Here is a 25,316-nt window from a genome sequence, read left to right as displayed (position 1 = left end):
AAAGCCTTAACTGGATGGACAATCGGCCGGTTGAAACTCGACCGGCCGATATCGTTATTCAGCCGCCAAGGCCAGTCGAGGCCTTTCGGCTTCTTTGCTGGATGCCAAATCGTCTTCCTTCGCGGCAATCCTCTTTGGCTCGCGGCCGAAGAACAGGGCGTAGCCCGCCGGCAGGACCAGGATGGTCAGCACGGTGGCAACGAGGATGCCGCCCATCATGGCGTAGGCGAGCGGCCCCCAGAACACGCCGCGCGAGATCGGGATCAATGCCAGCACCGCCGTCATCGCTGTCAGCACGATCGGCCTGAAGCGGCGTACGGCCGAGCCGATGATCGCTTCGTAGCGGTCCATGCCTCTCGCAATGTCCTGGTCGATCTGGTCGACCAGGATGATCGAGTTGCGCATGATGATGCCGAGCAGAGCGATGACGCCGAGGATGGCGACGAAGCCGAACGGTGCGCCGCTGATCAAAAGGGCGGCCGCAGCTCCGATGATGCCGAGAGGTCCGGTCGCCAGAACCAGCATCGCCTTGCCGAAATGCTGCAGCTGGATCATCAACAGCACGACGATGACGGCCAGCATTATCGGCGCCTTGGCGGCGATCGAAGCCTGGCTTTCGGCCGAATCCTCAGCACCGCCCTGGATCTCGATCTTGTAGCCGGGCGCCAGCCCGTCACGCAGGCCCTGCATGTCCTTGTACATCTTGGTGATGACGTCGTTGGACTGCACGCCATCCGGCAGCGTCGCCCGCACGCTGATGGTCGGCAAGCGGTCGCGGCGCCATTCGATGCCTTGCTCCATCACCGGCACAACCTTGGCCACCTGCGACAGCGGCACGGACCCGCCGAAATCGGTCGGAATATAGACAGAGTCGACCGAGGACAGCAGGCTGCGGCTGGCATCCGGCTCGCGGGCGACGATCGACACCGTCTCCTCGCCGTCGCGGAAGTCGTCGAGCGGCACGCCGGACATGGCCGCCCGCAGCGTCTGGCGGATGCGCTGCGAGGTGACGCCGAGCGCACGGGCGCGATCCTGGTCGATGTCCAGCTTCATGGCCGGCACCGGTTCGAGCCAGTCGTCATGGACTGCGCCGAGCAGCGGATTCTCGTGGAACTTCGCCTTCACCTGGTCGGCGATGCGGCGCACCTCCTGGCGATCCGGCCCCATGACGCGCATCTGCACCGGCCATCCGGTCGGCGGACCGAGGAACAAACGGTCGACCTTGGCGCGGATCGACGGAAAATCCTCGGCCAGGACGGTGCGCAATTTGACGATCAGCCGTTCGCGGGCCGGTTCGTCATTGGCCATAACGAGCAGCTGGGCAAAGTTCGGGTTGCTCAGCTGCTGGTCGAGCGGCAGGAAGAAGCGCGGCGCGCCTTCGCCGATATAGGTCGCGATGAAGCGCTTGTCCTTGTCGTCCATCATCTTGGCTTCGAGCGACTTGGCCTGTGCCTCGACCTCCTTGATGCTGGTGCCTTCCGGCAGCCAGAGATCGACGAGGATTTCCGGACGCGACGACTGCGGAAAGAAGTTCTGCGGGATGAACTGGAACGCCCACAGGCTGGTGCCGAAGGTGACCAAAGTCATGGCCAGGACGATGATGCGATGGCGCACCGCCCAGCCGACGGTTCCGCGCAGCCGGCGATAGAAGCGCGTGTCGAAGGCGTCGTGGTGGCTGCCAGCATGCTTGCGCTGCTTGAGGATCATGTTGCCAAGCCACGGCGTGAAATACACCGCGACGAACCAGGAGACGACCAGCGCGATGCCGACGACATAGAACAGGGTGCGGACATATTCGCCGGCCGTCGAGGCGGCGAAGCCGACCGGGATGAAGCCGGCCGTGGTGATCAGCGTGCCGGTCAGCATCGGGAAGGCGGTCGAGGAATAGGCGAAGCTTGCCGCCTCGATCTTGACCAGCCCCTCTTCCAGCTTCCGCTCCATCATCTCGACGACGATCATGGCATCATCGACAAGCAGGCCGAGCGCGATGATCAGGGCGCCGAGCGAGATGCGCTGCAGGTCGATGCCGAGTTCGTACATGATGGCGAAGGTGGCAGCGAGCACCAGCGGGATGGTGATGGCGATGATCAGGCCCGAGCGCCAGCCGATCGACAGGAACGAGACGACGAGCACGATCAGCAGCGCTTCGCCGAGCGCATGCATGAACTCGGCCACCGCATCCGTGACGACGCCCGGCTGATCGGAAATCTGGTCGACCGAAACGCCATAGGGCAGCGTCTCCTCGAAGCGCTTGTAGGTGGCCTCGACGTCCTTGCCGACATCGGTGACCTTAAATCCCTTGGCCATGACGACGCCAAGCTGCACGCTGTCATGACCGTTGAAGCGGTATTTGCGCTGGAACGGATCTTCCAGACCCGAGGTCACCGTGGCGATGTCGCCCAGCCTTGTGACCTGGCCGCCGGCGCGCAGGCGCAGGTTCCTGATATCCTCGACCTTGGCGACGTCGCCTTCGACGGAAATGCGCACCGAATTGGTGCCGGTGTCGACCGACCCGGCCGGATCGACATTGTTCTGTCCCTTGATCGCGTTCTGCAGATCGGTCAGCGTCAAGCCGCGTTCGGCGAGCGCCTTGGACGAGACATCGATATAGAGCTTTTCCGGCTGATCGCCGATGATGACGGCCTTCTCGACGCCGGGCGTCGTCAAAAGCATGTCGCGCGCCTGGATGGCGAACTTCTTCAGCTCGGGATAACTGAAGCCCTCGCCGCTGATCGAATGCAGCGTGATGAAGGTGTCGCCGAATTCGTCGTTGAAATAGGGGCCGAGCAGACCTTGCGGCAGGTCGCCTGATATGTCGCCGACTTTCTTGCGCACCTGGTAGAAGGCGTCGGTCACCTCGGCGGTGTTGGTGTCGCCCTTGATCTGGACCGTGATGATGGCACTGCCGGCGCGGGTGAAGGAGCGGACGAAGTCGAGATGCGGCGTCTCCTGCAGCTTGCGCTCGATCTTGTTGACGACCTGGTCTTCCATCTCCTGGATCGACGAGCCCGGCCAGATCGCCTGGACGACCATGACCCGGAAGGTGAAATCGGGGTCTTCCTTCTGGCCCATGCGCATCAGGCCGAGCGCGCCGGAAATGATGATCAGGCCAAACAGGAAGCGCGCAATGGCGGGGTGGCCGATTGCCCAGCGCGACAGGTTGAAGGGCCGCTTCTCTTCCGTGGAATTGGTCATGGATGCAGATCCATCTGTTCAGCAATCGAGGGTTCGGTATTGGCTTCCGGGCGGCAAGGCTCTCCGAGCGGAGAAACACTCATCGCGGTGGGACGCGAAATCGATGTGGGGGTTACATCAATCGAGCGTGTCGGGTCGGGCACCTGCCGCCCGGAAACCAGCGGCTGCGGGAACGCGCAGCCGGTTGTCTTGCGTTAGCGCACCTGCTTGGTGTCGCCGCCGTCACCCGCCGCGGAGGCGGATTGCAGCACCGTGTCACCAGTGAGTTTCACCTTGAGATTCTCGGTCATGAACTGCGTGCCGGCAGCGACCACGACGTCGCCGGGCTTCAGACCCTCTGCGACACGCACGCCATCGGCGGCAAACTTCGCGACCTTGACCGGACGGGCATGAACGGTGTCGGCGCCACGATCGACGGTCCAGACGATCGACTGGCTGTCTTTCTCAGCCAATGCGCTCAGCGGGATCGAGACGAGCTGCCGCTCATTGGCCGCCGAGGCTTCGATGCTGGCGGTCATGCCGAGAAGCACGCGCGGGTCGTTTGGCAGGCTGACGCGGACGGCAAAGGTGCGCGATTGCGGATCGGCGCTGCCGGCGACTTCACGGACCTTGCCGTCCAGCGCCAACGCGTCGTCGGACCAGAAGCCCGCCTTGACGACCTTGCCCGGCTTGAATTCGGCGATTTCCATTTCCGGAACGGCGATCAGGACTTCCTTTTCGCCGTCGACCGCGACGGTGACCACCGGCGAGCCGGAGCCGACCACCTGGCCGACATCGGCGCTGACTGCGGTGACGATGCCATCCCTGTCGGCCTTGAGATCGGTATAGCCAACCTGGTTCCTGGCCTGGGCGAGCGTCGAGCGGGCGGAATCGCGGGTGGCGACGGCCTGGTCGTAGGCCAGGGTCGCCTGCTCCAGCTGCGATTTCGGCGCGAACTTCTTGTCGAACAGCTGTTCGGCACGCTTGCGGGCAAGCTCCGATGTCTCGACCTGCCGATCGGCGGCATCAAGGGCTGCCTGCGCGCTCTTGACCGAAAGGTCGTAGTCGATGGGATCGATGCGGGCGAGGACATCGCCCGAGGCCACGTGCTGGCCGATGTCGACGAGGCGCTCTGTGATCTTGCCGTTGACCCGGAAAGCCAGCGCGCTTTCGGTGCGGGCCCGCACCGAGCCGGAATAGGAGAGCGTGCGGGTATCATGCGCCTGGGCGATCTCGACGACCTTGACCGGCCGGATGATTTCCTTGACTTCGGCTTTTTCTTGGCTGCAGCCGGCGAGCCCGAGGGCCGCGACCATCAGGCCGGCAACTGGCAGTTTGCGGAGAATGGAACTGGACAAAGACATCTTGTACTCCCGACTGGAGATGAACGGTCGACACCGGCGTTCGGCGGCTATTATTTCAAAGCCCTGATCGCATAGTCGATCAGGTCGTCGGGCATCGCCCGATTGGTCTTGGCAAGGCATTGCGCCACCATCTGCGGATGGCACAGGATGACGGTCGAGGCGCCGAAGCACCGAGACGCGATCACCGGATCCTGTTCCCTGAACTCACCGGCCTCGATGCCGTCGCGGATCACGTCCGCAAACAGGTCGTGAATGCTGTCGACATGCTTGTCGATGACGCCCCAGTCCCGTTCGAGTGCGACGACGACAATCTCGTGGACCTTCTGCTCGTCGAGCATGACTTCCATCGTCATCTTGTATTGGGCATGTATGTAGCGCCGAAGCCGCTCCTCGGCGCTGATCGGCAGGTGGGCAATCTCTTAGGCCATCTTATAGCTCGCGCCGAGCATCCGACCGCAGACCGCCTGGTGGATTTCCACCTTGGAAGCGAAGAAGCGGTAGATGTTGGCCGGCGACATGCCGAGTTCGCGGGCGATGTCGGCGACATTGGTCTTGCCGTAGCCGTAGTGGCGGAACAAGCGCTCGGCGCAATCGAGAATGCGCGTCACATTTTCCTGTCGGGCGGCGTCGGCGACGATGGTGGCGGCTTCGGACATGACCTCTGTTGCTTTACGAATGACGAATTTCAATTTTCGTCACTCGTAAATCGAAACGAGTGACCTGTCAATGCGATTTCGGCGTACTTGTACGATTGTTGACAGATGGTGACATTCGATAGACGTCACGAAGCCACCGGAGGATGCGGACTGTAGAAAATATTTTCCGCGAGAGGCTGTCGGCGCTTCAGGCGACCTTTGCCATTTCGCGCAGCCGGAACTTCTGGATCTTGCCGGTCGAGGTCTTCGGGATTTCGGCGAAGATCACCGCCTTCGGCACTTTGAAGCGGGCAAGCAGCGCGCGGCAGTGTCCAATGATCTCGGCCTCGGTCGCCGACTTGCCGGGCTTCAATTCGACATAGGCGATGGGCACCTCGCCCCATTTGTCGTCGGGCCTAGCGACGACGCCGCATGAGGCGACGGAGGGATGCTTGTAGAGCGCATCCTCGACCTCGATCGAGGAGATATTCTCGCCCCCCGAGATGATGATGTCCTTGGAGCGGTCCTTGAGCTGGATATAGCCGTCGGGATGCATGACGCCGAGATCGCCGGAATGGAACCAGCCGCCGGCAAACGCTTCGTCGCTCGCCTTGCGGTTCTTCAGATAGCCCTTCATGACGATGTTGCCGCGGAACATGACCTCGCCGATGGTCTCGCCGTCCGCCGGCGTCGTCCGCATCGTCTCTGGATCCATGATCGTCAAGCCTTCGAGTGCCGCGTAGCGCACGCCCTGCCGTGCCTTCTTGGCGCTGCGTTCACCCTTTTCGAGGTCGTCCCAGGCGCCGTGCCATTCGTTGACGACCGCCGGGCCGTAGGTCTCGGTCAGGCCGTAGAGGTGGGTGACAGCAAAGCCGGCGTCGGCCATCCCCGACAGCACGGCTTCCGGCGGCGGTGCGGCGGCCGTGTTGAAGGTGACCGTCTGCGGGAATTCCCGCTTGTCCCCGTCCTTCGCATTGATCAGCACCGACATGACGACCGGTGCGCCGCATAGATGGGTGACGCCATGATCGGCAATCGCATCGTAGATCGGCTTCGGCCGCACCCAGCGCAGGCAAACATGGGTGCCGGCCTGGACGGCGAGCGTCCAGGGAAAGCACCAGCCATTGCAGTGGAACATCGGCAGCGTCCACAGATAGACGGCGTGCTTGGCCATGCCGGCATGGATGGTGTTGGTGTAGGCCATCAGGGCGGCACCGCGATGATGGTAGACGACACCCTTCGGATTGCCTGTGGTGCCGGAGGTGTAGTTGAGCGAGATGGCGTCCCATTCGTCGTCGGGCATCGACCAGGCGAAGTCCGCGTCGCCGCCGGCGACGAAATCCTCATAGTCGAGCGCGCCAATGCGCTCGCCTTTCGGATACGGCGCGTCAGCGGCGTATTCGGGGTCGTCGTAGTCGATGACCAGCGGCTTGACCTTGGCCAGTTCCAGGGCCTGCTTGACGACACTGGAGAACTCGCGGTCGACGATCAGCACCTTGGTCTCCGCGTGGTCGAGTTGGAAGGCGATGACCGCGGCATCGAGGCGTGTGTTGAGCGAATGCAGCACCGCCTTGGTCATCGGCACGCCGAAATGCGCCTCCAGCATCGGCGGCGTGTTGGACAGCATGACCGTGACCGTGTCGCCCTTGCCGATGCCCCGTTTTTGAAGCGCCGAGGCAAGCTTCAGCGAGCGCCGCCAGAAATTGCGATAGTCGATGCGCTGGCGGCCGTGGATGATGGCGATATGGTCGGGATAGGTCCTGGCCGCGCGCTCCAGATAGGTGAGCGGCGTCAGCGGCTGGTGGTTGGCCGCGTTCTTGTCGAGATCCTGTTCGTAAGGATTGCCCATCCCATACTCCCCGCGTTCTTTCTTTAGACGTTCTAATCACGACCTCGGGCCGCGTCACCATCAACGATGCCCCGTTGGGGCGCATTTGGCGCAATGATGATCCAGATTCGCCTCGCCAAAGGGCATCGCATACCCCGTGTCCAGTTTGACTTTTGTCGAGAGCCGTGAATAATGTCAGCCGAGGAGACGGCATGGCGATCAGACCGGCAGAACAACTTATCCACAAGGCCGCCTGGCTCTATTATGCCCATGGCCTGCGGCAGGACCAGGTGGCGAGCCAGCTTAACATTTCCCGTGCCTCGGTCGCCATGTATCTGCGCAAGGCGCGCGAGACCGGCATCGTCAACATCTCGACCTCGACCCAACTTTTCACCGACGATGTGCTGGCACGCAAGCTCGAGGATGCGCTGCGCCTCGACGCCGTCTGGATCGCGCCTGAAAACGACCATATCGCCGACCCATCGACGGAAATCGCCGTGCTGGCGGCAAGCGTCTTTCTCGAACTGGTCAAGAAGGGCGACCGCATCGGCGTCGCCTGGGGCCGCACCGTCTACATGATCGCCGACGTCATGTCCTATGCCGACCTGCAGGATGTCACGGTGGTGCAGCTCTGCGGCAATCTCGGTGCGCCCTATTCCTATCGGCCCGATCAGTGCACGATGGAGATCGCGCGGCGCCTTAACGCCAAGGGGCTCAATTTCTACGCGCCGCTGGTGCTGTCGACGGAAGAGCTGGCACGCGCGCTGCGTGCCGAACCGGTGATCCGCGAACAACTGTCGGGCGTCGGCGAATGCGACCTAGCGCTGTATTCGGTCGGCGCGGTCGACGCCGACAGCCATCTGGTCAAATGCGGCGCGCTGACACCAAGTGAAATGGCGGAGCTGCGCAGGCAGGGTGCTGCCGGCGTCATTGCCGGGCAGATCATCGACGCCGAGGGCAAAGTGCTCGACTGCAGTTATAACAGGCGGGTGATCTCGGCCGACCTTGCCTCGCTGCGCGCCATCGCCCGGCGGCTGATGGTGGTACAGGAGGACAGCAAGTTCGAACCGCTGCTCGCGGCGATCGCGGGCGGCCTTTGCACGCATCTGGTGGTCGGCGCGCGCATGGCGCAACGGCTCCTGGATCATGCGGCCGCCACGACAGAAAAGGCTTCCTAGCAACCAGCACTTCCGTCGCCGTCGCATTGTCATCAAAGCGTCGCGGCATTCCTGTTTCACCATCGAAGACAGCAATTGGACGAAGCGAACATGAAGAACCTGTGGAATGACGATGCAGCCGAAAAGCTCGTTGCCGACTATGCAAGGAAGGGCGTCGGCCGCGACCTGGCCTTGCGCGTCTACACGACGCGGCTGCTGGGCGGTGAACCGAGACTGGTGCTGCATGGCGGCGGCAACACTTCCTGCAAGACGACGGCCGTCGATCTTGTCGGCGACGAGTGGGACGTGCTGTGCGTCAAGGGCAGCGGCTGGGACATGGGCGTCATCGAGCCGCAGGGCCTGCCGGCGGTCAAGCTCAAGCCGCTGCTCAAGGCGCGCGGGCTGAACAGACTGGCCGACGAGGACATGGTTGCCCTGCAACGCGCCAACCTCATCGACCCGTCATCGCCCAACCCCTCGGTCGAGACGCTGCTGCACGCCTTCCTGCCGCACAAATTCGTCGACCACACGCACTCGACTGCCATCTTGGCCATCGTCGACCAGGAAGATTCGAAACCGCTGGTGAAGACGGTGTTCGGCAACAAGATGGGCTATGTGCCCTACATCATGCCCGGCTTCGACCTCGCCAAGGCGGCGGCCGACATCTTCGACGCCGACCCCGCGGTCGAGGGCCTGATCCTCGACAAGCATGGCATCTTCACCTTCGGCGACGACGCCAAGCAAGCCTACGACCGGATGATCCACTATGTGAATGTCGCCGAGGACTTCATTGCCGCAAGCGGCAAGCCGAAGGCAGCGAAAGCAGCACTACCGGCAAAGCTCGCAACACCGGCCTCCATCGCGCCGTCGCTTCGCGGCGCCGTCGCCGTAGCGCGCGGCGAAGGCCGCTTCGACCGCATGATCAGCGACTTCCGCACCTCGGATGCAATCGTCGATTTCATCAATTCAGCCGAGATTGCCGACTATGCCGGACGCGGCGTGTCGACGCCCGATCTGTCGATCCGCATCAAGACCGGACCGATGGCACTGCCGGCGCCCGATGCCGACAAGGCCGGCGACTACAAGGCGGTGATCAAGGACCATGTCGACGCCTTCGCCAAGGATTACCGCGCCTATTTCGAGACCAATGACGCGCTCGACGACGTCAAGCGCACCATGCTCGACCAGATGCCGCGGCTGACACTGGTGCCGGGCCTCGGCATGTTCGGCCATGGCCGCACTCTGAAGGATGCGAAGATCGCGTCGGATGTCGGCGAGATGTGGATCGAGGCGGTGCGCGGCGCCGAGGCGGTCGGGCGTTTCCATCCGCTCTCCAAGGCAGACCTGTTCCCGCTCGAATATTGGTCGCTGGAGCAGGCCAAGCTCGCCTCCAACAAGCCGAAGCCGCTGACCGGCCAGGTCGTGCTGATCACCGGCGGCGCCGGCGCGATCGGTGCGGCGACAGCAAAACTGTTCGCCGACAATGGCGCTCACGCCGTCGTCGTCGATCTCGATGCCGAGAAAGCCGCCGAGGCGGCGAAGAAGGCCGGCAACAATTCGATCGGCGTCGCCGCCGACATCACCGACCCGGCACAGGTGCGCGCCGCCTTCGACAGAGCGGTCGCCGTGTTCGGCGGCGTCGACATCCTGGTCTCCAACGCCGGGGCTGCCTGGGAAGGCCGCATCGGTGAGCTAGACGATGCTCTTTTGCGCAAAAGCTTCGAGCTCAACTTCTTCGCCCATCAGTCGGTGGCGCAGAACGCCGTGCGCATCATGCTCGAACAGGGCACCGGCGGCGTTCTGCTGTTCAACACCTCCAAACAAGCAGTCAATCCGGGGCCGAAGTTCGGCGCCTATGGCGTGCCGAAGGCAGCGACCCTGTTCCTGTCCAGGCAGTACGCGCTCGATTATGGCGCGCACGGCATCCGCTCCAACGCCGTCAACGCCGACCGCATCCGCTCAGGCCTTTTGACCGACGCCATGATCGCCAGCCGCTCGGGCGCGCGCGGCGTGTCGGAGAAGGACTACATGTCCGGAAATCTGCTCGGCCAGGAAGTGACGGCCCAGGATGTGGCACAGGCCTTCCTGCACCATGCGCTGGCCGACCGAACCACCGCCGACGTGACGACGGTCGATGGCGGCAACATCGCGGCAGCATTGCGGTAGGAAATCCTACCTTGATCGCCCTGCTGCGGCGACGCAGCAGGGCAAGGCGCGATCGTAATTCCTAACAATTATTGTTAGTTCTTGTTAGATATGCTACAGGTTTGGAATGAAAACCGAACCGATGCGTACCCTTACCATTTCCCTCACCCCTCAGCAGGTCGCTCGCCTGCAAAGGGCCGTCGAAGGCGGAGGATATGCCTCCAACAGCGAGATTGTTCGTGACGCCCTTCGTCTGTGGGAGCAGCGCGAAGAATTGCGGGCCTTGGAACTCGAACAATTGAAACGGGCCTATGCTGAGGGCATGGCCAGCGGCAAGCCGGTGGACGTCGAACCCGCTGAGTTTATACGCGGCCTGAAGGCAGAACGCCGCGCCCGTGGCTAAATATCGGCTCACACCACGCGCCTCGCAAGATTTGCGAGATATCTGGCATACCATAGCAATCGACAATGAAAAGGCAGCGGACAAGCTGCTGATGCGCATTTTTGACAGGCTGGAATTGGCGACCCAACACCCCAAAATGGGCACGGCGCGACCGGAGTTAAGCGTGACAGCCCGCGTGCTCATCGAAGGCCGCTATATCGTCATTTACGAGCCGCAATCGGATGGCGAGCTGGTTGTGGCGATTGTACACGGGATGCGGGATCCGGAACACTGGCTGTAGCCCGGAGAGGCTGAGCATTCACATGGAAAGAGCGGCGCGAGCGCCGCCCTTTCTTTGTCAGAGATCCAACTTACTTCGCGTTCGGGTTCGGCATCCAGGCCGGCATCGCGACATCGGCATGGGCGAACTGCGGCAGCTTGGCCGACAGGTCCTCCATGTTCTTGATGTCCTTGTCGATGAGGTCCTTCTGGGTGATCAGCGTCGGCGGCACGATGACGTTGTGGCCGGGGTCTTCACCGGCCAGCAGCTGCGCCAGCGCGCGCACCGAAACCTGGCCGACGACGGCTGGGTTGGTCGCGGCGGTCGCCGCCCAGGCGCTGTCGGGCTCGCGCATCGCTGATATATCCGAGGTCGAAATGTCGGCCGAATAGATCTTGATGCCCTTGTTCAAGCCCGCTTCGTCGACAGCGATCTTCACGCCCTTGGCGAATTCATCATAGGGGGCGAACATCACCTTGATGTCGGGATGGGCCGACAGCACCGAGCGGGCCTGGTTGGCGACCGAGTTGGCGATCGGATTGTCTAATGTGCCGAACATCGCGACTTCCTTGATGCCGGCATACTTCTTCTTCACGTCGACCCAGGTCTCGTTGCGGCGGTCGAGCGGCGCGATACCGGCGACATAGACATAGCCGGCATCCCAGCTCTCGCCATTGTCCTTGACCGCCTGTTCGAGCGCGAGGCGGGCCAAGTCGCGGTCGGACTGTTCGACCTGCGGGATCTTGGGGTTCTCGACATTGACGTCGAAAGCCACAACCTTGATACCTGCGTCGACCGCACGCTGCGCGGCGTCCTTCATCGATTCCGTCAGGCCGTGCTGGATGATGATCCCCTGAACACCGAGCGCAATGGCCTGGTCGACCATGTCGGATTGAAGGGCGGCGTCCTGGCGGCTGTCGAGCACGCGCAGGTCGATGCCGAGCGCCTTCGACTGTGCCTCGACGCCGCTGAGATAGGCCTGGAAGAAGTCACCGGTCGAGAGATAACGCACCAGCGCGATCTTGACGCCGGGCTTGTCGAAAGGCGCCGGCTTGTCGGCGGCCAGCGCCGGGAATTGCATCAGCATGGTTGCGCCGGCCAATCCGAGCGCCACCTTCCCCAGAAGTCTTCTTGTAATGCTCACTTTGTTTTCCTCCACTCTTGTTGAACCCAAAATCCTGTTCCGGTCGAAACTACCTCCTGCCCCTGCCCGAAAGTGCAAAGGTGAAGACAAGGGCGACGACCAGAACCACGCCCTTGACGAAATCCTGCGTGTAGTAAGGCGCGTTCATCATCGTCAGGCCTTGCAGCAAGATGCCGACGAACAGCGCGCCGACGGCGGTGCCGAAGGCGTTCGGCTTCGCCGCACCTAGCACCGCATAGCCGATCAGCGCCGCGGCGACCGCATCGAGCAGCAGATTATTACCCGAGGCGATGTCGCCGCGTCCAAGCCGGGCGGCGAGCAATATGCCGCCGATCGAGGCAAAAACTCCTGAAATGACGTAGGCCCAGATCTTGTATGCCTTGACAGGCGCGCCGGCGAGTTCGGCGGCGCGCTCGTTGCTGCCGACCGCATACATCATGCGGCCGAAACGGGTGTATTCGAGGAAGAACCAGATCAGCACGGCGAGCACGAGCAGCACCACCACCGACACCGGGATGAGGTTGGGGATGAAGAAATCGAAGCGGTGGCGGCCAAGCGCGAGGAAGGCGTCAGAGAATTTGCCGTTGGCGACCGAACCGTCCGGCATGGTCATGCCTGTGGCGATCGAGCGGCCTTCGGTCGGGATGCGCTGCAGGCCGACGAGCAGGAACATCATGCCGAGCGTCGCCAGCAGATCGGGCACGCGCATGTAGACGATCAGCCAGCCGTTGATCAGGCCGACAATGGCGCCGATCAGCAGGCAGACGACGACCGCGACGAAAGCGTTCTGCTCCAGCACCACCATGACATAGGCCGCCGCCATCATGGCTGATGTGGCGACCGAGCCGATCGACAGGTCAAAGCCGCCGACGACAAGCGTGGCGGTGACGCCGAGCGCCAGCACGCCGGTGATGGCGACAGACTGGAAAATGAAGACGGCGCTTTGCGGCGAAACAAAACCGTCGGCGGCGATCGCGAAATAGGCGACGAGCCCGAACAGGAGCAGGATGAAGCCGTAGCGGATGGCGTTGTCGCGCAACGTCATTCAGTGCTCCCGCGCGCTGTTGTCGTCTTTACCCAACTCGAACCCATGCTCTCTCCATTCCCAATCCTATTCACCGCCACCTTCAGGCGGCGCTGTGCAGTGGTCCGCCGGCGACTTCGGCCAGCAGCCGATCGAGATCGACTTCGGCATTGCGGTGCTCGCCGACGATGGTCTGCTCCGACATCACCAGGATGCGGTCGGCGGTTTCCAGCGCCTCGTCGAGTTCGGTGACGAACAACAGCGTGGCGCGGCCGTTTGCACTCGCTCTCAACTTGGCGGCAATGTCGCGCCGCGCGGAAATGTCGACGCCCTGAAACGGCTCGTCCAGAATGAACAGTCTTGCATCCTGAGCCATCCAGCGAGCGACCATCACCTTCTGCTGGTTGCCGCCGGACAGCTCGGACATGTCGTCCTTCTCGGAGCGGCAGACGATGCCCAGTTCCTCGATCTGCCGGCGAGCCGTGGCGCGTTCGAGACGGCGCCTGAGAACAGCGAAACGCGACATGCGCTTGTGAAACGGCAGGCTGATATTTTCCTGGATGTTGAAGCCGCCGACAATGCCGTTCTCACCACGGTCCTTGGCGACGAGGAACACGCCGGCGGCGATCGCCTCACCCGTCGATCGCGGCGCATAAGGCTTGCCGTTCATCGTCATGGTGCCAGCGAGCGGCTGGCGCACGCCAAACAGCGTCTCGGCAAGCGCCGTCTTGCCGACACCGACGAGGCCGGTGATCGCAACGACCTCGCCGTCGCCGAGCGTCAGCGAGATCGGCTTGGCGCCCGGCGCGATGCGCAGGCCTTCGATCGTCAGGATTGCCTTGGCCGAATTCCTGGCAACGATCTGGTCGAGATGGATCTTGCGGCCGAGCATGGCGTTGACCGCGCCTTCATAGTCGAGCGGCTTCTTGTCGAAGATGCCTGAGATGATCCCGTCGCGCATGGAGACGATGCGGTCGGCAAGTCGCCTGATATCCGACATGCGGTGGGAGATGTAGAGGATCGCCACGCCTTGCTCGCGCAGCCTGTCGATCAGCGCAAACAGCCGATCGGCCTCGGTGCTGGAGAGCGATGAGGTCGGCTCGTCGAGAATCAGCACTTTCGGTTGGTGCGCCAGCGCACGGGCAATCGCCACCATCTGGCGATCGGCCAGCGAAAGATCGCTTACCCGCGCCTTCAGATCGATGGCCAGCCCCATGCGGTCGGCGACCGCCTTGGCCTCCCGGCGCACCCGCACCGGATTGAACAGGGTCGGCGCGCCGCTGCCGCTCAGCCTGTCGAGAGTGAGATTGGTAGCAACGTCGAGATCGGCGACGACACCGTCATTGATGTTCTGGTGAACGGTGACGACGCCTGCGCGGATCGCCTCGGCCGGCGTTTTCGGGGCGAAATCCTGGTCGGCGAGCGCCATCGTGCCGCCACCGCGTTCGTAGACGCCGGAAATGATCTTGACGAGGGTGGATTTGCCGGCGCCGTTGGCGCCCATCAGCACGGTCGCTTCGCCCGCATGCAATTCGAGCGAGACGCCGCCAAGCACCTCGTTATGGCCAAAGGATTTCCTCAGTCCCTCTACGCGGAACACGGCATTGCCGACCATGCGTTCCTCCCTGACATGACGCTATGGGCTGTGTCGGCAATTGTCAACACGATTGACAATTGCCAGATCGCTTCCTAGCTTGGCCCGACCGTCACGTCTCGATTATGTTCGGGGCGCGCATATGCGGGAGGATGACGATGACTGAAGAATTGCCGTTCGAAGCCCTGTCGGTCGAGACCCTGGCTGCCCGCCTTGGCACAAACGACGCGCTGTGCGCGAAGATCGGCAATGACACCACACGCTGGAAGGTGCGCGAGGTCGGTGACGGCAATCTCAACCTCGTCTTCATCGTCGAGGGCGCCAGCGGTGCGGCGGTGGTCAAGCAGGCCCTGCCCTATGTCCGTCTGGTCGGCGACAGCTGGCCGCTGCCCTTAAAACGCTCCTTCTTCGAATATCATGCGTTGACAAGGCAAGAAGCGCGCGCGCCGGGCTCGGTGCCGGCGATCCATTATTTCGACGAAAGCCAGGCGCTGATCATCATGGAATATCTAGCGCCGCCGCACATCATCCTGCGCCGCGCGCTGATCGAAGGCCGGCAATTGCCGAACATTGCTCGGGATATCGGCCTGTTCATGGCCCGCACGCTGTTTCGCGGCTCCGACCTGCACATGACGGCCAAAGACCGCAAGGCGGATCTGGCGCTGTTCGCCGACAATGTCGAACTGTGCGATATCACCGAAAACCTGGTGTTTTCCGACCCCTATTTCGACGCCAGGATGAACCGGCATACCTCGCCGCAGCTCGACGGCCTCGTCGCCGAACTGCGCGCCGACCGCGACCTGAAAGTCGAGGCGCAGCGGCTCAAGCACATCTTCGCGGCCAATGCCGAAACGCTGCTGCATGGCGACTTGCATTCCGGCTCGATCATGATCACCGACACGGAAACCCGGATGATCGATCCGGAATTCGCCTTCTACGGTCCGATGGCCTTCGACGTCGGCATGCTGCTCGCCAATTTCTGGATGTCGTTCTTCTCGCAGCGCGGGCACGAGCAGGAAGGAAACCGCGATGCCATGCGCGCCTATCTGCTCGAGGTGACGGTCGAGACCTGGTCAGTGTTCCGCGCCGAGTTCTCGCATCTGTGGCGCACCGAACGCACCGGCATGCTCTATCAGAAGAGCCTGTTCGAGGACCAGGGCGACAGGCTCGGCTCCGAGCAGGCACTCGACCATGTGCTGCACCAGATCTGGACCGACCTGCTCGGCTTTGCCGGCATCGAGGTGCACCGGCGCATCCTCGGCCTCGCCCACAATGCCGACTTCGAGACCATTGCCGACGAAGATTTGCGCGCCAGTTGTGAGGCAAAGGCGCTGAAATTCGGCCGTCACATCGCCGTCAACCGGCGCCAGATCCACAGCATCGGCGAGGTCAACCAACTGGCCGCGCTGATCGAACAGGAGAGCAGCATTTGAACGTCGGCGACCGCCACTATCGCACCATTTGGCTGAGCGACGACGGGCGTTCGGTGGAGATCATCGACCAGCGCTGGCTGCCGCATGATTTCCGCATAGAGACGATCGACACGGTCGCCGGCATCGCCACCGCCATCCGCGACATGTGGGTGCGCGGCGCGCCGCTGATCGGCGTCACTGCCGCCTATGGCGTCGCCATGCAGATGGCGGACGATCCGTCCGATGCGGCGCTCGATGCCGCGTGGGAGACATTGCACGAAACCCGCCCGACAGCGATCAATCTGCGCTGGGCGCTGGACGAGATGCGGCGCTTCCTGCGGCCATTGCCTCCCGAACAACGGGCCGAAGCCGCCTATCGGCGGGCCAGGGAAATCGCCGACGAGGATGTCGGCCTCAACCGCGCCATCGGCGAGAATGGTCTCGCCATCATCAAGGCGATCGCGGCGCGCAAGCAGAAGGGCGAACCGGTCAACATCCTGACCCACTGCAATGCCGGCTGGCTGGCGACCGTCGACTACGGCACTGCCACCGCGCCGATCTACCTGGCCACCGAGGCTGGCATTCCGGTCCACGTCTATGTCGATGAGACGCGGCCACGCAACCAGGGCGCCCAGCTGACCGCATGGGAGATGGCCGGCCACGGCGTGCCGCACACGCTGATCGTCGACAATGCCGGCGGCCATCTGATGCAGCGCGGCGCAATCGACATGGTCATTGTCGGCACCGACCGCACGACTGCCAGTGGCGATGTCTGCAACAAGATCGGCACCTACCTCAAGGCGCTCGCCGCCGCAGACAATGACGTACCGTTCTATGTCGCGCTGCCGTCGCCGACCATCGACTGGACGGTGCATGATGGTTTGGCCGAGATCCCGATCGAGCAGCGCTCTTCCGACGAGGTCTCGCTGGTCTGGGGCAAGACCGCCAGCGGCGAGATTGCCCAGGTGCGCATTTCGCCGGCGACGACGCCCGCGGCGAACCCGGCTTTCGACGTGACGCCGGCGCGGCTGGTGACCGGCCTGATCACCGAGCGTGGCGTCGCCAAGGCGTCGCGCGAAGGCCTGAAGACGATGTTTCCCGAGCGCGGGTAGGAGCCGGCCGTCGAACCCTCAATACAGCGGCTTGGCCATATGCCTTGGCGTTGGCCACTCTGTGGTGGTGCCGGGCTGCACCGGCCGCTCGAGATAAGTCGACAGCACCACATAGCTGCGTGTCGAGGTGACACCAGGCGTTTCGTAAAGGCGGGACAGCAGTCCTTCGAGTGCCCTGGTGTCCTCGGTGCGGACCTTGAGCAGCATGCAGCTGTCGCCGGCAACCGAATGGATCTCCTCGACCTCCGGATACTCCGAGACCGCCATCAGCTCCGGGGTTTTTCCCCAGCCCTTGGTGTCGATATGGACAAAGGCAAGCAAAGGCTTTTTCACCGCCCGGGGATCGATGATTGCCGCGGTGTTTCTGATGGCGCCGCTGCGCCGAAGGCGTTTGACCCGCTCGTGCGCGGCAGGAGGCGACAAGCCCACGCGATCGCCCAGTTCGGCGTAGCTGATCGTGGCGTCATCGACCAGGACGCCTAATATTCTTCGGTCTATCGCGTCGAGGTCGCGGGACGCAGCCCTGTTCTGCGGAATACCATCTGTTTCTTCATCCATGGCCAATTTCCCGATTGCAGCTGAATAGAATACGGCGATCATGACGATATGTCGAACGCAGATCAAGTTGCATCACTGGCGCCAAGCGCTCGCACGCCGATCCCGGCGCTGGCTTACCTGCTGACCGGATGCATTGCGGTCATCGGATCGAATTCGCTTGTGCTGGGTCCGATCGCACCGGCCGTGGCCTCCTCGTTCGGTACCAGCGTGCCGGCCGTGATGATCGCGGCGGCCGCGTTCGGCCTCGGCACCTCCGCAAGCGCCCTGTTCCTGGCCCGCTACATCGACCGGCTCGGCGCGCGCCGGATGCTGCAGGGCGCATTGCTGTTGCTGGCGATAGCGCTGGTCGCAAGTGCGATAGCGCCTACGGTGGTCATGCTGGTCGCAGCACAGCTGCTGGCGGGCATCGCTGCAGGCATCGCCATGCCGGCGATCTACGCAAGTGCGGCCGCCATCGCGCCGCCCGGCCGTGAAAGCGGCACGATCGGCGTCGTGCTGACCGGATGGACGCTCAGCATGGTGGCCGGCGTCTCACTGTCGGCGGTGTTGGCCGATCTCGTGCATTGGCGCGCCGTCTTCGCAGCAGTCGCTCTGCTGGCAGTGCTTGCATTGGCCGGCCTCTCATTCTCCTCGCTAAACGATGTCAGGAAAAGCGGCCCGGCACCGACCCCGCTGGACGCGCTCGGCATTGCCGGCATCGTCCCGCTTCTCATTGCCTGCGCCGCATTCATGACCGCCTTCTACGGCGTCTATGGCTATCTCGGCGACCACCTTCACGTTGGGCTGGGAGAGCCGGTCAGCGCCAATGGGCTCGCCGCACTCGCCTATGGGATCGGGTTCGGCACCGCTGCTCTCCTCGACGGCGTCATCGATCGGCTGGGTGCACGACGCGTCATGCCATTCGCCTACCTTCTGGTCGCCGTCGTCTATGTCGCAATGGCCGCGACGAGCGGCAGTTTCGGGCTGACCTTGACCATGGTGGCCGTTTGGGGACTGGCCAATCATTTCGGCCTCAACGTCTTGGTGATGCGTCTGTCAGCACTCGATCCGTCGCGCCGCGGCACGATCATGGGCTTGAACAGCGCGGTAACCTATCTTGCGGTCTTCGTCGGCACCACCAGCTTCGGGCCGCTTTATTCCAGCTTTGGTTTTGCGACATGCGCGGCGGTCGCGGCAGTGCTGATGCTGGTTGCGGCGTCGGCGGCGGCGTGGCGCCGATCCAATTGACAGACTGTATTGGTCATCGGCTCTTCGTCCGGTTGACAGCGGCACCCCTGCCCTTCCATACAAAGCCGTTAAAGTTCTCAGGGCGGGGTGAAAGTCCCCACCGGCGGTAAAGGTTTCGGCCTGAGCCCGCGAGCGCCCTCCGATTGTCGGAGGGGTCAGCAGATCCGGTGTGATTCCGGAGCCGACGGTTAGAGTCCGGATGGAAGAGAACGAAACGGAGGACGGACCGCTCACGCGGGCCGGATTTCGTATCGTGCGTCCTGATTCTGGTTCGAAACGGAAGGATGGACCCATGAATCAGCATTCCCATAAAGACTATGAAACGACCCGCATCGCCGTTATCAGGGCGCGCTGGCACGCTGACATCGTCGATCAGTGCGTGCAGGCCTTCGAAGCGGAACTGGCTGACATCGGAGGCGAGCGCTTCGCCGTCGATGTCTTCGACGTGCCCGGCGCCTACGAGATCCCGCTCCACGCCAAGACCCTGGCCGGGACCGGCCGCTATGCCGCGATCCTCGGCACCGCCTTTGTCGTCAATGGCGGCATCTATCGCCACGAATTCGTCGCGAGCGCTGTCATCGACGGGATGATGAACGTGCAGCTGTCGACCGGTGTGCCGGTGCTGTCGGCGGTGCTCACCCCGCACAACTACCACGACAACGCCGAGCATCACCGCTTCTTCTTCGAGCATTTCACCGTCAAGGGCAAGGAAGCCGCCAATGCCTGCGTGCAGCTCCTGGCGGCGCGGGAATTGATCGCGGCCTGACTAAAGAGCCCGGATTTCAGCCCTGCAACAAGAATTGCGATCGAGAAGACCCGTGAAGGTTGCGGTTCCGCTGAAATCCGGCCAGAAACATCAAGGGCCGGCCGGCTACCGGTCGGCCCGCGACGTTGCGCTTGAAACCAGATACGGGAGACTATTGGGTGGCTCGCATAACACTGAGACAATTGCTCGACCACGCCGCCGAATACGGCTACGGCGTGCCCGCCTTCAACATGAACAATATGGAACAGGGCCTCGCCATCATGGAGGCCGCCGAGGAGACCAAATCGCCGGTCATCCTGCAGGCAAGCCGCGGCGCGCGGGCCTATGCCAATGACGTGGTGCTGGCCAAGCTGATCGACGCGCTGGTCGAAATCCATCCCGACATTCCGGTCTGCATGCATCTCGACCATGGCAACAACGAAGCCACCTGCGTCACCGCGATCCAGTATGGCTTCACCTCGGTCATGATGGACGGATCGCTGAAGGAAGACGGCAAGACGCCTGCCGACTACGCCTACAATTCCGGCATCACCAAGCGCGTCGTCGACATGGCGCATTGGGGCGGCGTATCCGTCGAAGGCGAGATCGGCGTGCTCGGATCGCTGGAGAGCGGCGGCGGTGAACAGGAAGACGGCCACGGCATCGAAGGCGCGATCAGCCACGACCAGCTTTTGACCGATCCTGAACAGGCTGTGGAGTTCGCTAGGGACACCCATGTCGATGCGCTGGCGGTTGCCATGGGCACGAGCCACGGCGCCTACAAGTTCTCGCGCAAGCCGGACGGCGCGGTGTTGGCCATGAACGTCATCGAGGAAATCCACCGCCGCCTGCCGAACATGCATCTGGTCATGCACGGTTCGTCTTCGGTGCCGGAGGATCTGCAGGAGATCATCAACAAATATGGCGGCCAGATGAAGCCGACCTGGGGCGTCCCGGTGGAGGAGATCCAGCGCGGCATCAAGCACGGCGTGCGCAAGATCAACATCGACACCGACAACCGCATGGCGCTGACCGGAGCCATCCGCAAGGTGCTGACCGAGAACCCGAGCGAGTTCGATCCGCGCAAATATCTGACGCCGGCCATGGCCGCGATGCGCAAGCTCTGCAAGGAGCGCTTCGAACAGTTCGGCACCGCCGGCAACGCGCAGAAGATCAAGCCGCTGCCGGTCGCGGAGATGGCCAAGCGTTACAAGTCGGGCAGTCTCGACCCGAAGTTCGGATAGCCTGCCTTGGCGGTTCTCCCTTCTCCCCTTGTGGGCCCACAAGGGGAGAAGGGAAAGAGAGGGCGGTGCTGCCCCTACGCCCCCCTCAAAAACTCGATCACCATCGCCGCCGTCCAGGTGAAGCGGCCGCCGCCGAGCGGCTCGCCGGTGAGCGGGTCGTAATATTCGGCAAAGCCGCTTTCCCGGATCAAATCCAAGCTGGATTGTGTGATGCGCTGTGCGGCCTCGCTGTGGCCGGCGGCGGCGAGGCCGTCTGATATCATGTAGTTGACCACCAGCCAGACCGGGCCGCGCCAGTAGCGCTTGGCGTCGAAGCGTGGATCGTCGGGATCGTGCGACGGCACGACATAGCGTACCTTGGCGGCAAGGCGTTCGACGGTGGCGGCCAGCGCAGCGGTGCGAGCCTCGGGGACGGCCGCGAAGGCCGGCAGGATGCCGCCGACGGAGGCGCTGTCGATCCGTCTGCCGGTGACGCGGTCGAGGCAGAGATACTGGCCGTGCGTATCGCTCCACAGCCGCTCCATCGCATCCAGGCCCTTTTGAGCGCGGGCACGATTGGCGCTGGCAATCCCGGTTTCACCCAGCGCCTCCGCAAGATCGGCAAGATCGGTCGAGGCGCGGATCAAAATGGCGTTGAAGCCGGGATCGACGACCTGGAATGGCGAGGCGTCATGCAGCCTGGCATTGTCCCAGCCAAGCCCGCGAAAAAGCTGCAGCAGCCAGATGTAGCGGTCATACTGCCCTTGTGTCGGACGGTGCGCTGGGTCGGCATGCAGGATGTCGCGGCGCGTGTAAGGCTCGACGCCCTCGGTCGGCACACGCTCGAAGGCCTCGTCCCAGTCGATGGAATTGTCGCGGCCGGACTCCCACGGGTGGATGATGGCGACCAGCCCCTCGCCCGCAGGGTCGCGATTTTCGTAGAACCAGCGGTGCCAGGCATCGATCTTCGGCAGCAGCGCGCGGGCCTGCTCCGCAGCCAATTTCTTGTCCTTGGCCCGGTCGAACAGGCGGCGTATGGCAAAGCCTGCAACAGCCGGCTGGGTAATGCCCGAGGTGGCCGTCGGGCGGCCGGTGCGCCAGACTTCCGGCCCGGGAAAATAGCCGTCGCTCCAGACGTGGAAGACGATGTGCGGCACCATGCCGTCCGGCCATTGGTGTGCGAACAAGGTCTCGATCTCGGTCCAGGCGCGGGCCTCGTCATAATGAGCAAGACCGAGCGCGGTGAGGCAGGAATCCCAGTTCCACTGGAACGGATAAAGCCCTCTCGTCGGGATGGTGTAGGCGCCCTTGTCGTTCTCTTTCAGCACCTCGACGGCGCGGGCGATGATGTCACTGGTGGCGGAAGCAGTCATGGGAGTTCAAGGCTTTCGGTATCAAGAGCATTGGTGGTTTCGGGATCGAACCAGCGGATGCGGTCGGGTTTGGGCGCAAGGCGCAGATGATCGCCGACCTGGACGCCGGCATTCGAGTCCAGGATGGCGCGGAACAGGCCGCCCTCGACATCGCAGGTGACCAGCGTATGCGGTCCGAGCGGCTCGATGACGCGCACGGTGGCGTGCAGACCCGCGTCGCCGGCGTCGACATCCTCGGGGCGGATGGCGAATTCTATTCTCTGCTTATCCGATTTGGGGCCGGGCAGCGTCAGTCCGGCAACGGTCCAGCTGCCATTCGAGGCCTTGGTCGCCGGGATAAAATTCATCGGCGGATTGCCGATAAAGGAGCCGACGAAACGCGCGGCCGGATTGCGGTAGACCTCGACCGGCGACGCGGCCTGGACGATGCGGCCTTGATGCATGACGGCGATGCGGTCGGCGAGGCTCATTGCCTCGACCTGATCGTGGGTGACATAAATGGTGGTGGTCTTCGACGCGGCAAGCACGCCCTTGAGTTCGGCGCGCATTTCCAACCGCAGCAGCGCGTCGAGGTTCGACAGCGGCTCGTCCATCAAGATGACGTCGGGCTCCATGGCGAGCGCACGGGCGACGGCAACGCGCTGGCGCTGGCCGCCGGACAGCTGGCCCGAATAGCGTTTCAGCAATTGCTCGATATGCATCAGTTCGGCGGTGCCGTTAACACGGCGCTCGACGTCAGCTTGCGGCAATTTCTTCATGCGCAGGCCGAAGGCAATGTTCTCGAACACGGTCAGATGCGGGAAGACGGCATAGTTCTGGAACACCATGGCGATGCCGCGGTCGCGCGGCGGCAGATGGTCGACGCGGCGGCCGCCGATCCAGACCTCGCCCTGGCTTGGTGTTTCCAGCCCGGCGACGATGCGCAGCAGCGTGGTCTTGCCGCAGCCAGAGGCGCCGAGCAGCACCATGAACTCCTGATCTGATATGGTGAGGTCGACCTGATGCAGGGCGGTGAAACCGCCGAAGCGCTTGGCCACACCCTTGATCGCGATTTCAGCCATGAGCGGTCTCCGTGTCTCGCGTCATCGGTTGGCGATCCCCCACATGGCAAACAGGTATTTTCGAACGGCGAAGATGAAGATCAGCGCCGGCACGACCAGTGCGGCGCCACCGGCGAATTTGAGATAGAGCGGCGATTCACCGAGGCTTTGCAGCAGGAAGGCGGTCAGCGTGCGGTTCTCGATGGTGAGCACGGCGGCGGCAAACACCTCGTTCCAGGAGATGGTGAACGCAAACACCGCCGAGGCGGCGATACCGGGCAACGCCAGCGGCAAGATCACCTTGCGAAAGGCCTGCAGCCTTGTGCAGCCGAGCGTCCAGGCCGCCTCTTCGAGTTCGACGGGAATGCCAGAAAACAGCGAGAAGGTGATTAGCACGGCGAAGGGCAGCGCCAGCGTGGTGTGGACCAGCGCCAGCCCAATGGCGGTGTCGTCGAGGCCGGTGCGGATGAACATCACCGCCAGCGGCAATGCCAGCAGCGGCAACGGGAAGGCGCGCGTCATCAGCACCAGGAAACGGAAGGTCTCCTTGCCGGGAAAGTCGAAGCGCGACAGCGCGTAGCCGGCCGGAGCGCCGAAGCCGATGGACAGGATCATCGTCAGGGTGGCGACGAGGACCGAGTTCCACAACGCCCTGGCGACACCGGCGAAATTGATGAAGAAGGACAGGCTGCCGGGATCAAAGGACGGAAAGAAACGCTTGGGGAAGGCCGTGACCTCATCCGGCGACGACAGCGCGTTGACGATCAAGAGGTAGATCGGCAGCAGCACCCAGACGCAAAGCAGGATGGCGGTGGCGATCAGCAGCCAGTCGCCGGCCTTACGTGCGTCGGCGGTGACGGCAGCCGGCACTTCAGTGACTACGCTCATATACGCGCCTCCTTGGGTACACGCAGCACCCTGAGGAAGAACAACGTGAAGCCTATCGAGATGGCGAGGATGAGCAGCGCCGAAGCGGCGGCGACATTGCGGTCCTGCAGCGTGAATTGCCAATTGTAGGTCTCGCCCATCAGCACCGGCAGATTTGTGCCGCCAAGCGCTGCGACGACGGCGAAGACCTCGAAGGCGAGGATGACGCGCAGGATGATCGCCGTCTGCAGGCTGGGGCGCAGCAATGGCAGCGTGATGCGCACAAAGCGCTGCCATGGGCTGGCGCCAAACACCTCCGCCGCCTCGTAGTATTCCTTGGGGATCAGCCCCATGCCGGCGACGAGGATGACCATCATGATCGCGGTGGCACGCCAGATCTCAGCCAGCGCCACGGCGATGAAGATGGTCAGCTTGCTCTGGTAGCCGAGGAACATGATCGGCTTGTCGACGACGCCAAGGCTGGAGAGCAGCGTGTTGAGGAAGCCGGACTGGTCGAAGATAGCGAGCCAGATCAGGCCGGCGGCGAGGTCGGAAATGCCGAGCGGGATGGCGAAGACATAGAGCGCCGCGCTGCGTCCGGTCTCCAGCCGCGCCACCACGCTTGCCATCAGCAACGCCATGGCGAGTTGGATCGGCACGACGATCGCCGCAAGCAGCAGCGTGTTGCGAACCGTGGCGGGGAATTTCCAGCTGCCGGCCATGGTGCGAAAATTGTCGAGGGTGAAGGCGCCGTCGCGGGTCACCGCCTCGAAAGCGACCAGCGCGAAGGGGTAAAGGAAGAAGATGCAGAGGAACAAGGTCGCCGGCATCAGCAGCAGATAGGGCAGAGCCTTGCCGTGCATGGTGGTGTCCTTTGCGATGCTGCGGTCTGGTGCTGCGGTCTGGGCGCCCCGGGTTCAACAAAAAACAGGGCCCCCCACCGGAGGGGTTAGTACGGGTTCAGAAAAAAAAAACCACCCCCCCCCCAACAAAAAGAAATAGGGAAGTCGGCGGGAGAGTGAAAAAAAAAAA

20 protein-coding genes, 1 pseudogene and 1 riboswitch are annotated in these 25,316 nt (G+C 63.1%); of the genes and pseudogenes, 9 read left to right on the top strand and 12 right to left on the bottom strand.

The genetic code is table 11. The annotated features are described in order from the left end of the window. Positions 1-54: 54 nt before the first annotated feature. The 4 genes and pseudogenes from NKI20_RS28735 to NKI20_RS28720 form a co-directional block, all read right to left on the bottom strand. Positions 55-3,195 (bottom strand): efflux RND transporter permease subunit, encoded by a 3,141-nt coding sequence (locus NKI20_RS28735; protein ID WP_352836817.1) that lies wholly within the window; start codon positions 3,193-3,195, stop codon positions 55-57. A gap of 194 nt (positions 3,196-3,389) precedes the next feature. After that, positions 3,390-4,538 carry an efflux RND transporter periplasmic adaptor subunit gene (locus NKI20_RS28730; protein ID WP_352836814.1) on the bottom strand — a complete coding sequence of 383 codons (1,149 nt, stop codon included), beginning with the start codon at positions 4,536-4,538 and terminating at the stop codon, positions 3,390-3,392. A 50-nt stretch (positions 4,539-4,588) separates the two neighbouring features. Further along, a pseudogene (locus NKI20_RS28725) lies at positions 4,589-5,194 on the bottom strand (TetR/AcrR family transcriptional regulator). A 187-nt stretch (positions 5,195-5,381) separates the two neighbouring features. Continuing rightward, positions 5,382-7,022, bottom strand: a complete 1,641-nt coding sequence (locus NKI20_RS28720; protein ID WP_352836811.1) for an acyl-CoA synthetase — start codon at positions 7,020-7,022, stop codon at positions 5,382-5,384. Between the two features lie 191 nt (positions 7,023-7,213). On the opposite strand from NKI20_RS28720, the gene NKI20_RS28715 reads away from it, so the two are divergent. The 4 genes from NKI20_RS28715 to NKI20_RS28700 all read left to right on the top strand — a co-directional run bounded on the left by NKI20_RS28715 (position 7,214) and on the right by NKI20_RS28700 (position 10,986). Further along, positions 7,214-8,179, top strand: coding sequence for a sugar-binding transcriptional regulator (locus NKI20_RS28715; protein ID WP_352836808.1), 966 nt, complete (start codon positions 7,214-7,216; stop codon positions 8,177-8,179). Between the two features lie 90 nt (positions 8,180-8,269). Beyond that, positions 8,270-10,324 carry a bifunctional aldolase/short-chain dehydrogenase gene (locus NKI20_RS28710; RefSeq protein WP_352836829.1) on the top strand — a complete coding sequence of 685 codons (2,055 nt, stop codon included), beginning with the start codon at positions 8,270-8,272 and terminating at the stop codon, positions 10,322-10,324. A gap of 121 nt (positions 10,325-10,445) precedes the next feature. After that, on the top strand, positions 10,446-10,706 hold the full coding sequence (locus NKI20_RS28705) for a type II toxin-antitoxin system ParD family antitoxin (RefSeq protein WP_502898169.1): 261 nt from the start codon (positions 10,446-10,448) through the stop codon (positions 10,704-10,706). Beyond that, positions 10,699-10,986: a type II toxin-antitoxin system RelE/ParE family toxin gene (locus NKI20_RS28700; protein ID WP_352836802.1), complete on the top strand. Its 288-nt coding sequence runs from the start codon at positions 10,699-10,701 to the stop codon at positions 10,984-10,986. Before NKI20_RS28705 ends, NKI20_RS28700 begins: the two co-directional genes overlap by 8 nt. Positions 10,987-11,056: 70 nt before the next feature. Here the strand turns inward: NKI20_RS28700 and NKI20_RS28695 are convergent, their stop codons facing one another. The 3 genes from NKI20_RS28695 to NKI20_RS28685 all read right to left on the bottom strand — a co-directional run bounded on the left by NKI20_RS28695 (position 11,057) and on the right by NKI20_RS28685 (position 14,748). Then, positions 11,057-12,109 carry a substrate-binding domain-containing protein gene (locus NKI20_RS28695; protein ID WP_352600511.1) on the bottom strand — a complete coding sequence of 351 codons (1,053 nt, stop codon included), beginning with the start codon at positions 12,107-12,109 and terminating at the stop codon, positions 11,057-11,059. 49 nt (positions 12,110-12,158) lie between these two features. Next, a complete protein-coding gene (locus NKI20_RS28690; RefSeq protein WP_352836799.1) occupies positions 12,159-13,154 on the bottom strand; it encodes an ABC transporter permease in 996 nt (331 codons plus the stop codon). Between the two features lie 82 nt (positions 13,155-13,236). Next, complete coding sequence (locus tag NKI20_RS28685; protein WP_352836796.1) at positions 13,237-14,748, bottom strand: sugar ABC transporter ATP-binding protein; 1,512 nt, start codon at positions 14,746-14,748, stop codon at positions 13,237-13,239. 137 nt (positions 14,749-14,885) lie between these two features. On the opposite strand from NKI20_RS28685, the gene mtnK reads away from it, so the two are divergent. Further along, positions 14,886-16,160, top strand: coding sequence for an S-methyl-5-thioribose kinase (gene mtnK, locus NKI20_RS28680; protein WP_352836794.1), 1,275 nt, complete (start codon positions 14,886-14,888; stop codon positions 16,158-16,160). Further along, positions 16,157-17,251, top strand: a complete 1,095-nt coding sequence (mtnA, locus tag NKI20_RS28675; protein ID WP_352836792.1) for an S-methyl-5-thioribose-1-phosphate isomerase — start codon at positions 16,157-16,159, stop codon at positions 17,249-17,251. The genes mtnK and mtnA overlap by 4 nt, the downstream gene beginning before the upstream one ends. An 18-nt stretch (positions 17,252-17,269) precedes the next feature. Here mtnA and NKI20_RS28670 read toward each other — a convergent pair whose 3' ends face one another. Then, positions 17,270-17,809 (bottom strand): Lrp/AsnC family transcriptional regulator, encoded by a 540-nt coding sequence (locus NKI20_RS28670; RefSeq protein ID WP_352836789.1) that lies wholly within the window; start codon positions 17,807-17,809, stop codon positions 17,270-17,272. Positions 17,810-17,857: 48 nt separating this feature from the next. On the opposite strand from NKI20_RS28670, the gene NKI20_RS28665 reads away from it, so the two are divergent. From NKI20_RS28665 to fba, 3 genes are all read left to right on the top strand, one after another. Then, a complete protein-coding gene (locus NKI20_RS28665; RefSeq protein WP_352836786.1) occupies positions 17,858-19,036 on the top strand; it encodes an MFS transporter in 1,179 nt (392 codons plus the stop codon). 69 nt (positions 19,037-19,105) lie between these two features. Further along, positions 19,106-19,251, top strand: a riboswitch (FMN riboswitch). A gap of 77 nt (positions 19,252-19,328) precedes the next feature. After that, the gene (locus tag NKI20_RS28660; RefSeq protein WP_352836784.1) at positions 19,329-19,802 is read left to right on the top strand and encodes a 6,7-dimethyl-8-ribityllumazine synthase; all 474 of its coding nucleotides are present in this window, start codon (positions 19,329-19,331) and stop codon (positions 19,800-19,802) included. 158 nt (positions 19,803-19,960) lie between these two features. After that, entirely contained in the window at positions 19,961-21,025 is a 1,065-nt protein-coding gene (gene fba, locus NKI20_RS28655) for a class II fructose-bisphosphate aldolase (protein ID WP_352600525.1), read from the top strand. A gap of 74 nt (positions 21,026-21,099) precedes the next feature. Here the strand turns inward: fba and NKI20_RS28650 are convergent, their stop codons facing one another. The 4 genes from NKI20_RS28650 to NKI20_RS28635 are packed head-to-tail and all read right to left on the bottom strand — an operon-like array spanning position 21,100 to position 25,147. After that, a complete protein-coding gene (locus tag NKI20_RS28650) occupies positions 21,100-22,377 on the bottom strand; it encodes an amylo-alpha-1,6-glucosidase (RefSeq protein WP_352836780.1) in 1,278 nt (425 codons plus the stop codon). Next, on the bottom strand, positions 22,374-23,438 hold the full coding sequence (locus tag NKI20_RS28645; RefSeq protein WP_352836777.1) for an ABC transporter ATP-binding protein: 1,065 nt from the start codon (positions 23,436-23,438) through the stop codon (positions 22,374-22,376). Before NKI20_RS28645 ends, NKI20_RS28650 begins: the two co-directional genes overlap by 4 nt. Positions 23,439-23,459: 21 nt before the next feature. Beyond that, the gene (locus NKI20_RS28640; RefSeq protein WP_352600529.1) at positions 23,460-24,305 is read right to left on the bottom strand and encodes a carbohydrate ABC transporter permease; all 846 of its coding nucleotides are present in this window, start codon (positions 24,303-24,305) and stop codon (positions 23,460-23,462) included. Beyond that, a complete protein-coding gene (locus NKI20_RS28635) occupies positions 24,302-25,147 on the bottom strand; it encodes a carbohydrate ABC transporter permease (RefSeq protein WP_352836774.1) in 846 nt (281 codons plus the stop codon). Before NKI20_RS28635 ends, NKI20_RS28640 begins: the two co-directional genes overlap by 4 nt. Positions 25,148-25,316: the final 169 nt, after the last annotated feature.

It is taken from the genome of Mesorhizobium sp. M0830 (genome assembly GCF_040319965.1).
GTDB lineage: Bacteria > Pseudomonadota > Alphaproteobacteria > Rhizobiales > Rhizobiaceae > Mesorhizobium.
Note: the sequence above shows the minus strand (reverse complement) of the source record. Positions and strands in the feature narration are given on the sequence as shown.

Bases quoted from the DNA above. Each gene is read 5' to 3' on its own strand.
- NKI20_RS28735 (WP_352836817.1), bottom strand. From the start codon at position 3,195: ATGACCAATTCCACGGAAGAGAAGCGGCCCTTCAACCTGTCGCGCTGG.
- NKI20_RS28730 (WP_352836814.1), bottom strand. From the start codon at position 4,538: ATGTCTTTGTCCAGTTCCATTCTCCGCAAACTGCCAGTTGCCGGCCTG.
- NKI20_RS28720 (WP_352836811.1), bottom strand. From the start codon at position 7,022: ATGGGCAATCCTTACGAACAGGATCTCGACAAGAACGCGGCCAACCAC.
- NKI20_RS28715 (WP_352836808.1), top strand. From the start codon at position 7,214: ATGGCGATCAGACCGGCAGAACAACTTATCCACAAGGCCGCCTGGCTC.
- NKI20_RS28710 (WP_352836829.1), top strand. From the start codon at position 8,270: ATGAAGAACCTGTGGAATGACGATGCAGCCGAAAAGCTCGTTGCCGAC.
- NKI20_RS28705 (WP_502898169.1), top strand. From the start codon at position 10,446: ATGCGTACCCTTACCATTTCCCTCACCCCTCAGCAGGTCGCTCGCCTG.
- NKI20_RS28690 (WP_352836799.1), bottom strand. From the start codon at position 13,154: ATGACGTTGCGCGACAACGCCATCCGCTACGGCTTCATCCTGCTCCTG.
- NKI20_RS28685 (WP_352836796.1), bottom strand. From the start codon at position 14,748: ATGGTCGGCAATGCCGTGTTCCGCGTAGAGGGACTGAGGAAATCCTTT.
- mtnK (WP_352836794.1), top strand. From the start codon at position 14,886: ATGACTGAAGAATTGCCGTTCGAAGCCCTGTCGGTCGAGACCCTGGCT.
- NKI20_RS28670 (WP_352836789.1), bottom strand. From the start codon at position 17,809: ATGGATGAAGAAACAGATGGTATTCCGCAGAACAGGGCTGCGTCCCGC.
- NKI20_RS28665 (WP_352836786.1), top strand. From the start codon at position 17,858: ATGTCGAACGCAGATCAAGTTGCATCACTGGCGCCAAGCGCTCGCACG.
- NKI20_RS28660 (WP_352836784.1), top strand. From the start codon at position 19,329: ATGAATCAGCATTCCCATAAAGACTATGAAACGACCCGCATCGCCGTT.
- NKI20_RS28650 (WP_352836780.1), bottom strand. From the start codon at position 22,377: ATGACTGCTTCCGCCACCAGTGACATCATCGCCCGCGCCGTCGAGGTG.
- NKI20_RS28645 (WP_352836777.1), bottom strand. From the start codon at position 23,438: ATGGCTGAAATCGCGATCAAGGGTGTGGCCAAGCGCTTCGGCGGTTTC.
- NKI20_RS28640 (WP_352600529.1), bottom strand. From the start codon at position 24,305: ATGAGCGTAGTCACTGAAGTGCCGGCTGCCGTCACCGCCGACGCACGT.
- NKI20_RS28635 (WP_352836774.1), bottom strand. From the start codon at position 25,147: ATGCACGGCAAGGCTCTGCCCTATCTGCTGCTGATGCCGGCGACCTTG.